The sequence below is a fragment of the Robiginitalea insularis genome, from assembly GCF_052497835.1.
Genome location: NZ_CP199296.1, coordinates 2692763 through 2707586, shown reverse-complemented (window position 1 = coordinate 2707586; position 14824 = coordinate 2692763). Strand labels below are relative to the sequence as shown.

Here is a 14824-nt window from a genome sequence, read left to right as displayed (position 1 = left end):
AAAAAGAGGACGAGTAGAGTGATGTTTTGTTTCATGATAAATTGTTTGTAAAAGCTAAACAAGCTTCAATTTTAGACCTTGATTCTTTTCTTCAAACCCAAAGGAGTTTAGGCAAGAAATGAAAGCTTCACTACAACTATTAGTAGATACCTGAATCAAATAAGCCCCATTTATTTTGGCTCTTTCAATGGCCCAGGCAATCATTTGTCTACTCACCTCCTCAATTTTACAATCCTTGTGAATACTTATGGCTTCAATCTGAGCTCTTATTCCTCCTTTAGAAGTAAGGTAGGGTATCATGGATAATTGAAAAGTGCCTATCACATTTTGATAATAGTCTTCCATTACCATTAGCTCTTGATTTGCGTCCGAATAGATCCGCATAAAAGCCGATAGATAAGGAGTTCTATTTTTCACATCCTCTCTATTATTTTCAAGATCATCTTCGGCAAGCATTTGAATAATAGCAGATAGATCTTCAACTAGTGCTTTTCTTATTTTATAGTTGTTCATCGATTATTTATGACAATTACCAAATAGTTATTATTGATTACATATAGTTTGTTGCTTGCCTATTTTTTAAGCCTATTTATTTCAATAGCTAGATCCTCTTCCTGTCCGAGCTTTAATCTTTTAGAAAGCACTATTCCTTTTTCATAGGTCGAAATAGCCATTGGAATTTGATTGGTTTCTTCATATAATTTTGCCAACCACGAGTGTTTAGCTTTTTCATATTACCTGATTTAATTTATGTCAGCTTAATTCTGATTTACTAAGGCAGCAATATCCTTGACAATTTGAGTAGGCGAATTACAATCACAGTTGGTTAAACCAATGACATAGATATCCTTGCTGGGTATGTAAACACCCATTGATTTAAAACCGAAAATACTGCCCCCATGCTGTCGACTGGGTGTTCCTTCTATTTCTTTAATGTGCCACCCATAACCGTAAGTAAATTCCTCACCATTATTCAGTGTATATTTTGTAAAGGCTTTTTCTATTGTAATTTGCCGCACAAGAAGATTATCATTAAGCGCTTCTTGCCAAATAAGCATATCGTCAACTGTTGACATCAATGAACCTGATGCATAAGGTATTTTTAGGCTTACATGCATTTTATTTGTAAACCCTTTATGGTACCCCGAGGCCCTGTTTACAATTACTTCCCGATCATTTGCGTATCGCGAATTTTCCATACCTAACTTTTCGAAAATGTGCTTCTCAATAAAATCTTCATATGTTTCTCCGGAGACTAACTCTATGATATAGCCTAAAACAACATACCCTGAGTTGTTGTATTTAAATTGCTCACCTGGAGCAAAGTCAACGGGTTCGCTTTTAAAAAAATCAACTAACTCCTTTGGTGAAAGATCTTTATGGGCAATTCCCATGATAGACTTCATTTTTGTGAAATCCTTAATACCTGAAGTATGTGTTAGCAAATGGTGAAGGGTAATAACTTCTCCATTTGGGTAATCGGGTATATAGCGAATAATAGGATCATTTATATTTAGCTTCCCCTGTTCATAAAGCATTAAAATTCCCACTGAGGTAAATTGTTTGGTCATCGAGCCAATTTGAAACACGTTCTCAGGTGTCATGTCCACACCTAATTCTATATTGGCTTTGCCGAATGCCTTACGATAGATTGCTTTACCGTTTTTTGCCACTAAAAACACACCGCCGGGTTCATTGGGCTGAAACTTATCATTTAGTAAACTATCAATTTTTGATAGTACTGATTGATTTTGATTAAGTTGTGTTAAGGGATAATTGGTAAAGTCCATTTTCTGAAGCCCTGAAGCAAACACCAGTCGAGTATTCTGGCCTATGCTCTCACAGGCCATAACTAATAAAATAACTGTAAATAGGGTGTTTAACTTTTTCATGAGTGTGGATTTTAATTTAGTTGTTATTGAATTTTGTATTGTAAAGTTCGTTCTACAATCCCACCTATGCTTGACTAATTCAGCCATAGTTTTGACACTTTACGCCAGTGTTAATTTTAGTTATAAGCTTCTTTAACTATGAAATTTTTGTAGAAATGATCTTCAAATATTTTTAACTAGAAGCGTGTATTATTTTTAAATTTTCAGAATGAGCTAAGCATGTACTTCTTCGAGGCTGGTGTTCTCGTTCTTAACCTCATCAGATAAAAAACTTATAACTGTTTCAATCATGTCATAATCCCACAGAATGCGATAATGGCCTTGATTTTCGGTAAATAATAGTCTATTACCTTCATAAGATTCTACCAACTTATGTGCGTTATCAACCGGTGCTATGCGATCATATTTATCATGCACAATCAGTGTTTCAATTTCTAGTTGAGAAAGTATTTTACTTAGCACCGCATTGTCAAAAGGCAGGTTTAGTTGATCCTCAACATAATTAATAAAGGCTGATTTTTGAACAGATGAAAGGTTGAGCAAATCAGTGAATTTAGATACGATAATTATCATTTTGTCTGGTGAACTAATTAATACCATTTTATGAATTTGCTCTCTTTTCAACTGCTGGACAGCTAATAAACCTGCAGCGGAACCGAACGAATGAGAAATGACGATTTTCACATTGAACTTTTCGATATAAGCGGTAACAATTTTCTGATACTCCCTTAAAGTACATTGCTCGCCACTGCTGGTATAATGAGCGGGTGCATTCGGAATTACAACTTTATAGCCTTTTTCAACCAGAGGTTGGACAAAGGCCTCCATATTGCCTGCATTGCCTTCCCATCCATGTAGCAGAAGCACATAAGGACCGTTATTAGAGGACTCTTTATAATATGTACTTGTAATACCATCTACTGTTAATTTAAAATTAACCTGTTCTAATAGGGCTTCTTCGCGTTTGCGAACCTTTTGAAATTTTGGCGTTGTAAACAGTTTAAACAACGCCTTTAAGGTATACTCAATATTTACTATAAACAGTAATTGATATTTGACACGTAAGGCTGTCAGCATGAATTTTTTTATCATGATTTTAGGGTGTCTTATGTTTTTTTTAATCTTACTTGGTTGGCTACCGAATGGTACTGCAGTCATTTTAGAACCATGTATTATTTCACAGAGTTAATTTGATCACGATATGGAATGCCATTTGAAATCCAATCGGCAGCTTCTCTACCTTTTAGGTAATGTCCGAACCACTTTAGTATCTTCTGTTGATAATCAAAGGCATTTTTTTCTTTTCTAATTCTATGACCTTCATCTTTGTAAACAAGCATTATAAATTGCTTTCCTTCTCGTCTGGCGGCATTATAATATTCCACACCTTGACTCCAATTAACATTCATGTCTTTATCGGCAACCTCAAAAAGAATAGGCGTATTTAATGTTTTGACATTCATTACGGAGGAATTGCTTCTATAATTTTCAGGTGTAATCCAAGGAGGAGTGATCATTCTCTCTTGAGATACTTCAAAATGATAATTTTCAGGTTCGCCATCAAAAGCCGGTGTAACCGCCAAATACATAGATACCAGGTCTGTAATTCCCGCTCCGGCTACGCTTGCTGCAAATATATCGGTTTGTGTAGGAACGAAACCTGCTTGATATCCACCCCAGGAATGCCCAACCAAACCAACTTTATCGGGGTCAACATCTCCCATTTCTATGACTTTAGCTACTGCATTTTCCAATGTTTTTGTTGAAGAAACACCAGGGTTACCGGGAGTAAATTCTATATCAGGTTTTAACACGAAATATCCTTCCTGTTGCCAAATAGTAGTATTATAATAATTGTTCTTAGAAGGAATAGTATACCTATGATACCTGTCTGATAGCCTTTCATATATATAAGTGATCATAGGATATTTCTCACCCTTTTTATAATCGGCCGGATAGTATAATATACCTTGTGCTAATTTGTTTTTAGCATTTTTGAAATTGATTAGCTCTGCTTTACCCCATCTATAGTCCTTTTGAAAAACATTAGTAGTTGAAACTTGTCTGCTTTTCTTAAAATTCAGAGAACTAATATTCAGATTTGGTGATTTGTCGAAGGACTGTGTTTTATAACTCAGTATATCCAGCTGTTTGTGGGGTTGATTAAATTCATAGAGGCTTAAATTTTCGAAAGCTAGAACTTTCAGCTCTTTTCCAATAATACCTTTTGCAATACCAGTCTTTTTAGACTTTTTACCCTTCATTGAAAAATATTGTTCTTTGTCTAGTTCAAAAAACTTGTCCTTGTGATGAAGAAACATATGTCGGAATATAATTTCTTCAGACCTTCCATTAGTTAGACGTTTTGAAACTCTTCCGTCTGTATAACCTTGCCATACATCATATTCAGAATTAAATAAAAATGAACTCCCGTCCTTATTCCAGGCTGATATTACTCCTGAAAATGGAGGCTTTTGATCAACTGGATAATCAAATGAGTCACCTCGAAAGAATGCATCATCCAAATCACGTGTAATATTACTTGAGGTATGATTTGTTATATTATAAAGGTGTAAGTCATTATCTTTTACATAGACAAAGAATTGACTGTTTGGACTTACAGAAGAAACCCATTTAATATCAGTTAGTGCTTTTACTACTTTGCCATTTTTGCTGTTTATTAAATAGATGTCATAGCTAGGTCTGCCAAACATTGCATCGAACATATAAGGCGATTGATTTAATCCAATGAATCGCTCATTATTTTCTTGTAAACGGATATCATTAACTAAAGAATCACTTAAAGTGATGTGTTTATTTTCATTTATATGCCAAACATGTAGTGATGGTTTTTCAGAGCTTTTAAGAGGGCTTTTTTTCTGTTGGCTTATTATTTCCTGATCTTTACTATGCCATATCTCTACCTCTGGTAAATCTTCATTAACGTCAATTCCTTTCTGTTTAGACTGATCTTGAGCTTTTAACGAAAATGCCTCGAAAAATACGCTATTACCATCATCTGAAATTGTAATGTTAGAAGGGAGTATTCTTTTATTATCTTGGAAAGACGTATCTAATGCTGGATTAAAAGAAGAAAACAAAGGGTTGAGATTAGAAAAACCATGCCAGTGCAACAATTGATAAGAGTGCTCCTCTGAGTTTTTTTGTTTTAATGTTTTCGTAGCAAAAAGGTAGTCGGATTTTTCACCAAACCTCAAATTTGAATAAATCTCTTTTGAGTGATCTAAAACTTTTAATAGGTTTTCCTTAGGGCTAAATATTTGTAGGGCATTTATTGTAGAATCTTTTGATTCCAATATCATAGCTAGTATTTCCCGTTTCGCGGACCACTCGAAAGCCTTGACATTTCCAAAGCTAAATTGCGTACCTGATTCAAGATTTTTAACTATCAGTGTTTTAGAACTTTCGCTTTGAGCAAGCATGGCCAAGTAGGTATCTCTTTTACTAAAGCTATATTTACTAATATTACTTAAAATTAAGGTGTCAAAACTGGATAAATTCACCAACACCTTATCATTCATATCGTCCGATATGTCATTTTCTTTCGCTTTTTTATTGGTTTTCTTTTTCTGCTCTTCACCGCTTAGTACCACTTCGTATATAAACCATGAACCTGTTTCAGAGAAATATGCGTTGTCAGCATTTTGATAAATTCTAGTTGATTTATTTCTGATATTATAGAGATGAACTGTTCTATCCTTATTTACATTATCCACCCGGTAAGTCAACCAATGACCATTTTTTGCAACCTCATGATGTTTCAAGGTTTCCCACTTGCCATAATCGTCCGGGGTAATTTTTTTATTATGCTGAGCGCTCAATTCATAACTTAGATTTATAAATAGCAGATAAAATGATAATATTAGGAGAGGAAATTTATATTGATGTTTCATTAAATTATGAGAATATGTGTTTTATGAGTATATGTGTTGTTGTTCAAAAGGCCGGAACCTCTACCGACCTTTTGAGCTGGGCTTACAGTTTACCACCCTATTTACTTTAGAGAAATTGATAGGATTCTAATTTAAGGTAAGGTTGAAGAGCCTATGTTCTCACATAGAGGATACAGCTTGATTCCAAACCCCTGTGGCTACCGTTTCCTTCACATAATCTTCAAAATCAGTAGCCTCACGACCCAATACTTTAGTGACATCTGTTGACACTTCTTGGTTATCAGGGTTTCCTAATACTTCTTTAAACAGGTATCCGAATAACCAGACATAAGAGTCAGGCAAACCAGCAGCTTTCATTCCTTCCTGAAATGCTTCTATAGATATTGGCTGATAGATTATATTTCTGCCCACACCTTTTGAAATGGTCTCAACAACTTCTTTAAAAGTCATTTTTCTAGGACCTGTAACCGTTATGGTTTGACCATTATAGGAGTCATTGGTAAGTACTTCAGTTACAACGTCCGCAATATCATTTACATCAACAAAGGGTATTTCTGCTTCAGGCATAGGTAAAGCAACCTGGCCTGCCAAGATGTTGTCAAGGAAAGCACCTTCACTAAAGTTTTGATTAAACCACGAGGCCCTGACGATTGTATAATTCAATCCGGAGTTGGCTACGATGTCTTCACATGCCTCAGCTTCCTTTTCACCTTTACCTGACAAGAGAACAACTTTCTCCAATCCTTCCTTTAAGGCTACTTCTGTCAACTTATCAATAGCTTCTTTTGCACCGGGAACGGCCAGATCAGGATAATAAACTATATATGCCCTGTCCATTCCTTTTAATGCGGGTGCATAAGTGGTAGGATCCTCCCAATCAAAAGCAGGGGTGCCTTGTCTTGAACCCACAGTTACGTGATGACCATGTTTTTTTAAACCTTTTACTACTCGGTGACCAGTTTTACCGGTTCCTCCGATAACTAGGATATTATGTTCCATTATATTTTAATTTATATGACCCTTATTTTCTAATTCTTTAAGTTTTTTAAGTTTACTTTTTTTAATGAAATTCTTTATTAACCCAATAAACCAGGGAACTCCATATCCATTTTTAGACAAGTGTTCGCCGGCAAATTGATAGATTGCTTTATTACCTTTAACTCCGTGCCCGTCTAACAAGCGATTATAAAAATTAAATAAGCAGCCGACTAAAATGGCTTCGTGAAGGGCATCTTCTGACCAGCCGGCTTTCTTTACTTTTTGAACATCTGATTCTACTATCTTACTTGGAGAAACAGTGAGTTTTTTGAGATAATGGAATATTGGTTTTAGCTCTTCTTTGATAGGTGCTGACTCAATATCCTCCACTAATTGTTCGATAATCACTGGCTTAATACCCAATTGCTCTGCAACTGCTTTGTGAGAGCCGTGACAAAAAGAACATGCATTTAAGCCCGAAACATAAGCTGCCATAATTTCTCTTTCTGCAACGCTGAAAGAGGATTTTCCTCGCATTATTTCCTGTGAAGCTTTATCCATTGGACCAAGCCTTGGGCGATCATTGAAAGTAATATCCGTGATATCTGAATTTGCGTCTAGATTACTGAAAAAAGCCATAATGATTCTAAGTTTATAGTGAGTGATTTTTTCCTTGTACGAATAGTGCTGCTGAAGCTAAAGGGTTTTTGCTTTCGATGACAAGCATTACAATTGTTATATACAATTTTAACTGCAACTTCCTTGAGATAGTCGCTTAGAAAGATATCATCTATTGGCAATATCCTACTGTCTGCATTGTTGAAATCCTCAGCAGCTATGAATCCTGCAACTAGCCCTTCAATATATAATGTTACAGTACTTATCATTCCCAATTCTGTCACTTATGGATACAAGTGTAAAATTGGAAAGTATAAACAAGTTAATCTTGACACTTTCTGCCAAAGCTTTGACAGTTTAAGCCAAATGAGGAATATGAGTTATCTTTTTCGGAATTCGACAGGGGAAAGGCCGGTCCAGCGTTTAAATGCCCTATTAAATGCACTTTGTTCTGAGAAACCGGTTTCAAACGCTATTTCAGCAATATTTCGTGATGTGTTTTTTAAAAGATTTATAGAGACTTCTTCCTGGGTCCTCTTTATAAGGTCTCGAAAGGTAACGCCTGCTTCGGATAACCTCCTGGTGAGTGTTCTATTACTCATGCCCATGTACTCGCTAATTTGAGCAATACTCGGAATGCCACTGGGTAAAGCATCTTTTAAAAGCTGTTCCACATCATCCACAACTTTGCTGGTATTTAACTGTATTCCTTCAGTTTCTTCCTGAACTCGCTCTAAAAGATATTCATTAATGCTTCGGTCAGCTTTAGCAGTCCTGGTCTCGAGATCTTTATTTTTATAGACCAAAGCGTTTTCCTGAGTGTCAAAATTGACTTCACATTGAAAAGCTTGACGATATAAGTCTAATGGATGTATAATTGAGTGACTAAAATTGACCTGATAGGGGATTATTTCTTTTTCCGTAATCTTTTTGATAACTGATACAATTCCAGCAAAACTTGCCTCATTCGATAATTTAACCCCTTTTCTATAAGGCTCTCTTAATAGAAGAATTTTCCTGAAACCTTCAGACTTGTGAATCTTAAAGACATAAGTATCAGAGAGTATACTGAAATATCTGTCACACCGCTCAAATATCTCTCCTGCCCAAGAGCATGTTTTCCAGGATAAACCTAGCACACCATAATCTTCAATTTTAGTGGCGAGTCCTACCCTTAAAGAGAACCCTGGCTGAAGTTTGGAATCTGCCAACTCATGCAATGCAAAAAACTGGTCCGAGGGAAATGCAGATGAATGTTCTAAATCATCCGGAGTTACTGTTCCATTTAAGTCCTCCCTGGAAATGCCTTCACTCTGAGCAAAACTATATACATCTTTATATAAGTCCTTTGAAATATAAGCCATCTAAACAGCACTAATGACTAAAAATAAGAAAATATAAATTATCTGTGCTGGTTAATAAAAGCTCAAATTCAAAATGTAATGATAAAATATTATTTGATTATATGGCCCCCTGACTTATCCCAATAGGGGTACTCCATGTATTCAATAACCTCATTTACTTTCTCCTCACCAAGCAATTTATCTACCAAATAAAGGGCACCGTCAATTCCAGCTGATACTCCTGCGGTAGAAATGATTCTACCATCATCAACAAACCGGTATTTAAGCACCTGAATTTCACTATCCATATCCTTCAGGTCCTCAATTGCATCATGAAATGTTGTTACATTTTTGTTTTTAAGTAAACCTGCTTCGGCCAAAAAGAAAGCACCGGTACAGACGGTGAAAAACTGTGGAGTGGTAGGGTTGATTTTCTGAATCCATTTTTTGACTCTATTGTTTTTAGCAGCATTGGCTCCATTTCCTCCAACAAATACCACAATATCAGCATCTGGATGATCTTCAATAGAATACTCTGGTTTAACTTCTAAAATACCTTGACTTATTTTTAAGTCTGTATCCAACCCAACAGTAAAAACATTCATGCCAGCACGATCAAAAACTTCTATTGGGGCTGCTAAATCTAATATTTCAATATGGTCATGAATGTATACAGCTACATTTATTTGTGATTTATATTTAAGACTCCGAACTTGAACTTCGTCCATTTTTTGATCTTCATGGCGGTGATTATGATTACATGAGGTTATCATTATAAAAACGAAAAGGAATAAATAATAGACATTAGGAGTTGCTAATATTTTAAAAGCATTTGTTCTTTTTGAAAGAGATAGCTTATTTGAATTTGTCATGGATCCACTTTTTTGTAATTGATTTGGTAAAATTCATAAGATTGAACATAAAATTATTGACATCTCATGCCAAAACCTTGACAGTTTAAGCCATAAGCGCCTTGTATGGAGGAAATATCGCTCTGGGACGATAATCACGTGTAATTTCAAAGAAGAACTTCTACTTATTTACTGGTAAGTATTCATAAGTATGTAATTAATTACATAAAAAAAGGGTATGTAAATCACATACCCTTTTAACCTAACCAATAATGAAAAGTAATTTGATTAAGTGTTACTTGCTTTAGTTTTTTGATGCTACTTTAAGTGATAGCGAGTCATATTGAATGAGAAATATTAATGGTATTGAATAGACCAAGTGGCGAACTAATGTAATAACCGGCATCATGGGTGACATATCTGTTCCTGCCACTCCCGCACCTAGCAATGGAAGCATAAATAACCATACTAATACCACAGTTTCGGCACTAACAAATATCAAAGGCCGCAACCATTTAGGTCCGAAAAGTGATGGAGCAATTCCCGCATAAAGCACAGCCAGTAGTATTCCATTACTGTAATGACCAATTATGCCGTAGGTAAATCCTAACCCGGTTTTAGCACCTAATAGTGCTGGTATATCAAACCATTGTCCTGTTATTGCCCACCCAACTACATCGAAGAGTAGTGTGCCAATAGCACCAGCTATTATTGCATTTTTCCAATTAATCTTATTTTGAGTTTCCATCTTTAATTTGATTTATACGTGACTGTTTTTATTCTACGAAAGACTTGGTTCTAATGTCTGACTTGGGTTTATCTCCCAGTCACCACGAATTACACGTGTGACATAACAATTGTCCGCTTCATCAATAAGCATTCTTCTCTCATCTTCAGTGATATCACCCTCGATATCAATTTCTGAATCAACTATTGTTTTGAATGTGCCTTCAGCGGTTCTTTTTACCACCTGTCTTAGGTTTGCATTTACATCTCCTATATCTAAACCTTTTCTCCTGGCTACATTTCTTATAGTTGCTACCTTGCACATTGAAATACCTGCAAGAACCAGTTCTGTAGGACTCATGCCCAGGTCTGTTCCTTTTGAGTTGATGGGCTCATCTCCAATAATAGTGTGCTTTCCTGCACTGATTATCGACTGATAACCCTCTGGAATGTTTTTGATTTTAATTTGTGTTGCCATTTTTCTACTGTTTTAATTTTACATATTTAGAACAGGCTTGGCCTTGTTCTTTAAACTTATAATGCAAATGTGCAGTGAATTAGGGGAGTAGAGTTAGGCAACATTTCCCCAAGGCATAACAATTTTTCCCTTACTTATCTTCTCTGTAGTGAAGTGGAGAAATTCCTGCTTTATTTTTGAAAAATCGGCTAAATGATTGCTGATCTTCAAAACCAATTTCGAAAGCAATTTCTTTTATTGATTGATTAGAGTGTATGAGTAGGCGTTTCGCTTCAATCAATATTCTATGGTGAATAAATTCAAGAGGTGTCCTTTCTCCTATTTTTGAGAATAAGTTGGAGAGTGTTTTAGGGGATTTATAAAGCATCTCAGCATATTCCTTAACTGATTGCTTCTCTCTGAAGTGCTTTTCTACTAAATAATTGTATTCTCTGATTATATCTTGTTGCTGATGGTTTAAGCTATTATATTCCGTTTGCTTTTTAAATGCTCTTGTACAAAGTATCAAAAATCTTTTTAACATCATTTGCAGCATTTCAAGCTGTAAATTGTCATCTGTTTTAAGTTCTAATTGAAACATCTTAAATACAGTTTCAAAAATTTCAATCTCTGAACTTGAAATATCAATAACCGGAACATTATTAGCTCCAAAAAACAGCAGGCCTTTGCAGCTTACTTCTTCGTCATTATCAAGAATGCAATAAAAAGACCTGTTAAACCGAATTACTCTGGCGTTTTTAATATTAACATCACTCAGCTTATGAAACTCAGTAAGACAAACTATTTGATTTGATTCGAACTCGTAACGCTTGCTGTCGATGGTGGTGAAATTGGAATCCGATTTAAACCATATCAGCATGAAATCATTTTCATTTCTCTGATTTAGGCTTTCTGCTGTAACCTCATTTTCATTTAAAATAGAAATTAATTCTTGATTTGAACCGGTGTATTTCATGCCTTGAATTTAATTAAAAATAGCAGTACCGACTTGAAGTCGGTACTGCTTTTACCTCTGACAGTTAAACTGCATTTGCCTCAACAACAAAATGCTTGATTGCCTTTCGCCTGTTTATGATCAAATAAACATGTATAAATGCTATTATGAGTCCAGGAACTATTCCGGGAACATCTACAGCCAAATGAAAGGCTAGTATACCATACACTATTGGAATCATTGCTGTTAGGGCTATGATCACATAACGTCCGGATAGTAGCAAAATTCCTGATAGTATTTCAACTACTCCCACTGTGGGCATTATAAACTTATTTGCCAACAGTCCTTGATATGCTGCCATAAGCTCCTCTGTCATTACATGACCATGAGGAACAAAGGCAAAGAATTTATCTAAACCAAATATAAGTAAGGCAATTCCTAGAATAACACTTAGTATTTTATCAATTTTATTGTTCATGACTTTAGTGATTTAATGCATTTATTTCAAAACCAGCTTCTTTTACAGCTTCAATTATTTTTCCTTCCAATTCTTTCGGAGCTGTTACTTTCAAGATTTTATCAGAACTATCCAAGTCTACAGTCCAATCGCATACTCCTTCAATGGCATCAAGCTGAGGTTTTACCTTCGCCTTGCATCCATTACATTTAATATTTGTCTGATACTTAAAATTTGTCATAGTAATTATTATTTAATTGTTTTAGTTATTAATTTAATTTGAGTTCAACTTTTTAAATGCTTGTCATCTTTAATCTCAGGCTATTCATTACAACCGATACCGAGCTAAATGCCATAGCGCCACCGGCAATCATCGGATCCAGCAAGAATCCATTAATGGGATAAAGAATGCCTGCAGCAATTGGGATACCGATCACATTATAGATAAATGCCCAGAATAAATTCTGACGAATACCTTTTACGGTCTTGCTAGAGAGTTGTAATGCCTTAGGGATAGATTCAAGGTCAGATGTTATTAAGGTCATTTTAGCCACATCCATAGCTATATCAGAACCATGACCCATAGCAATACTTACATCGGCTTGAGCGAGTGCGTGACTGTCATTAATTCCATCTCCCACCATAGCTACTGTTTTTCCTTTAGATTGTAGCTCTTTAACAAAATCTGCCTTATCCGATGGTAGAACTTCTGCTTTAAAGTCAGTTAAACCTACCTCGTTTGCTACAGCTCTGGCAGTTTGGTTATTATCTCCAGTAAGCATATATACTTGTATGCCTTTCTGCTTTAATTTCTCAATGGCTGTTAGAGAAGAGGTTTTAATCTTATCAGCTATAGCCAGTACAGCTAGTACCTCCTCGGTATTTGAAAAGAATATGACAGTTTTCGCACTTTCCTGCCAGCTTAATGCCGACTTTTGTAAGTCCGATGAAATGAAGATTCCATTTTCCGTCATCAGTTTAGCATTTCCAATAAAGTAATCATTGCCGTCCTGATCTTCTGCTTTTACTCCTTTACCAGTAATACTGTCAAAGTTTTTTAATGGTTTAGGTTCTACACCTTCATTTTGAAGTTTTCTAACTACCGCAGCTGCCAAAGGGTGTTCAGATTGAGCTTCCATTGCAAGAAGTATTGGTGCCAGGTTTGATTTTCTTTTATTCTCTGACCAAACTATATTGGTGACCGTTGGCTTTCCTTCTGTTATAGTACCGGTTTTGTCCAATACAATAGCATTCACCTTATGACCTAATTCCAGGCTTTCTGCATCCTTGATTAGGATATTATTCTCAGCTCCCTTACCTACCCCCACCATTATGGCAGTAGGTGTGGCAAGGCCCAATGCACATGGACAGGCGATTACTAATACGGCTACAGATGTAAGAAGCGCTTGCGTAAAGGCATCATCCCCACCTGCAACCATCCAAACAATGAAAGTGAGGATTGAAATGGTCATTACCACCGGCACAAATATCCCGGCAATCTTGTCTACCAACTTTTGAACAGGAGCTTTACTGCCCTGTGCTTCCTGCACCATCTTTATTATTTGTGAGAGTAAGGTTTCCCGACCAACTTTCTCAGCTTCAAACCTGAAGCTACCTTTTTGATTCACAGTGCCGGCAAAAACATTTTCACCTTTGGATTTAGCTACCGGTACCGGCTCTCCAGTTATCATGCTTTCATCCACATAGGAACTACCAGAAACAACCTTTCCATCAACCGGGATTTTCTCTCCAGGTCTTACCAAAATAGTATAGCCCTTTTTTACAGAAGAAATTGGTACCTCTTGCTCTTCATTATCTATAATGGCTTTAACCGTTTTAGCCTGTAACCCCATTAATTTTTTGATTGCTGAAGAAGTATTGGATTTCGCTTTTTCCTCTAGTAGTTTACCTAAAGAGATAAAAGTGATAATAACAGTGGCGGCTTCATAATATACATGAGGATGAATTCCTCGAGCATGCCAAAATTCAGGAAATAGGGTGTTAAATAAGCTAAACAAAAAGGCAATACCCGTACTCAACGCAACCAATGTATCCATATTGGCTTTACCATGCTTTGCCTGCTTCCAAGCATTGATGTAAAAACTGCGTCCAAAATAGAAGAGGATAGGAATAGTGAATGCAAGTGAAATCCATCTTCCGGGTAGCCAATCCATATAAAACATTCCTATAATGAATACGGGCAATGTTAAAATTGAAGACCAAATGGTTCTGTTTCTTACCTCAATATAGTGTTGTTGCTGCAGTTCTTCTTGAGCAGCTGAAGGGTCATCCACATCTATAATAAGTTCATAACCTATACTTTTAATTGCGGATTGTAAATCTTCTATATTTATACTTGAATCATACTCCACCTGAACAGAGCTAGAAGCAAAATTCACATTTGCTTTATTTACTCCTTCAGTATGATTCAGCATGGATTCAACGCTGGAAGCACATGAGGCACAAGTCATTCCTGTTACCGGGAATGTTTCGCTAATAAAATCTGCGGGCTTATTTTCCTGGAGAGCTACTGAGCTAATTGAATTTGTTTCCATAATTTCTCCGATTTGTTACAATACAAATTTCGGAGAGAGCCATGGGATAGCTGTTATAGAATTTTGTCTAAGAGTTAT

15 protein-coding genes are annotated in these 14824 nt (G+C 35.9%); all 15 read right to left on the bottom strand.

The window, feature by feature from the left end; all coding sequences use genetic code 11:
* Positions 1–54: 54 nt before the first annotated feature.
* The 15 genes from ACT6NV_RS12320 to ACT6NV_RS12250 all read right to left on the bottom strand — a co-directional run bounded on the left by ACT6NV_RS12320 (position 55) and on the right by ACT6NV_RS12250 (position 14746).
* Positions 55–513, bottom strand: a complete 459-nt coding sequence (locus tag ACT6NV_RS12320; RefSeq protein ID WP_445384743.1) for a GNAT family N-acetyltransferase — start codon at positions 511–513, stop codon at positions 55–57.
* Positions 514–572: 59 nt separating this feature from the next.
* Complete coding sequence (locus ACT6NV_RS12315) at positions 573–710, bottom strand: hypothetical protein (RefSeq protein WP_445384742.1); 138 nt, start codon at positions 708–710, stop codon at positions 573–575.
* Between the two features lie 48 nt (positions 711–758).
* Entirely contained in the window at positions 759–1892 is a 1134-nt protein-coding gene (locus tag ACT6NV_RS12310; protein WP_445384741.1) for a serine hydrolase domain-containing protein, read from the bottom strand.
* A 213-nt stretch (positions 1893–2105) separates the two neighbouring features.
* A complete protein-coding gene (locus ACT6NV_RS12305; RefSeq protein ID WP_445384740.1) occupies positions 2106–3050 on the bottom strand; it encodes an alpha/beta fold hydrolase in 945 nt (314 codons plus the stop codon).
* A gap of 14 nt (positions 3051–3064) precedes the next feature.
* Entirely contained in the window at positions 3065–5806 is a 2742-nt protein-coding gene (locus tag ACT6NV_RS12300) for a prolyl oligopeptidase family serine peptidase (protein ID WP_445384739.1), read from the bottom strand.
* Between the two features lie 159 nt (positions 5807–5965).
* Entirely contained in the window at positions 5966–6805 is an 840-nt protein-coding gene (locus ACT6NV_RS12295) for an NmrA family NAD(P)-binding protein (RefSeq protein ID WP_445384738.1), read from the bottom strand.
* 6 nt (positions 6806–6811) lie between these two features.
* Positions 6812–7426, bottom strand: coding sequence for a carboxymuconolactone decarboxylase family protein (locus tag ACT6NV_RS12290; RefSeq protein WP_445386698.1), 615 nt, complete (start codon positions 7424–7426; stop codon positions 6812–6814).
* 356 nt (positions 7427–7782) lie between these two features.
* Complete coding sequence (locus ACT6NV_RS12285) at positions 7783–8766, bottom strand: helix-turn-helix domain-containing protein (RefSeq protein WP_445384737.1); 984 nt, start codon at positions 8764–8766, stop codon at positions 7783–7785.
* An 89-nt stretch (positions 8767–8855) separates the two neighbouring features.
* Entirely contained in the window at positions 8856–9617 is a 762-nt protein-coding gene (locus tag ACT6NV_RS12280; RefSeq protein ID WP_445384736.1) for a DJ-1/PfpI family protein, read from the bottom strand.
* A 283-nt stretch (positions 9618–9900) separates the two neighbouring features.
* Complete coding sequence (locus tag ACT6NV_RS12275) at positions 9901–10344, bottom strand: hypothetical protein (protein WP_445384735.1); 444 nt, start codon at positions 10342–10344, stop codon at positions 9901–9903.
* Positions 10345–10377: 33 nt separating this feature from the next.
* Positions 10378–10800 carry an OsmC family protein gene (locus tag ACT6NV_RS12270; RefSeq protein ID WP_445384734.1) on the bottom strand — a complete coding sequence of 141 codons (423 nt, stop codon included), beginning with the start codon at positions 10798–10800 and terminating at the stop codon, positions 10378–10380.
* A gap of 130 nt (positions 10801–10930) precedes the next feature.
* Positions 10931–11755, bottom strand: coding sequence for a helix-turn-helix domain-containing protein (locus ACT6NV_RS12265; protein WP_445384733.1), 825 nt, complete (start codon positions 11753–11755; stop codon positions 10931–10933).
* A gap of 64 nt (positions 11756–11819) precedes the next feature.
* Positions 11820–12212: a hypothetical protein gene (locus ACT6NV_RS12260; protein WP_445384732.1), complete on the bottom strand. Its 393-nt coding sequence runs from the start codon at positions 12210–12212 to the stop codon at positions 11820–11822.
* 4 nt (positions 12213–12216) lie between these two features.
* The gene (locus ACT6NV_RS12255) at positions 12217–12432 is read right to left on the bottom strand and encodes a heavy-metal-associated domain-containing protein (protein WP_445384731.1); all 216 of its coding nucleotides are present in this window, start codon (positions 12430–12432) and stop codon (positions 12217–12219) included.
* Positions 12433–12484: 52 nt separating this feature from the next.
* Positions 12485–14746, bottom strand: coding sequence for a heavy metal translocating P-type ATPase (locus ACT6NV_RS12250; protein WP_445384730.1), 2262 nt, complete (start codon positions 14744–14746; stop codon positions 12485–12487).
* Between the last annotated feature and the right edge of the window lie 78 nt (positions 14747–14824).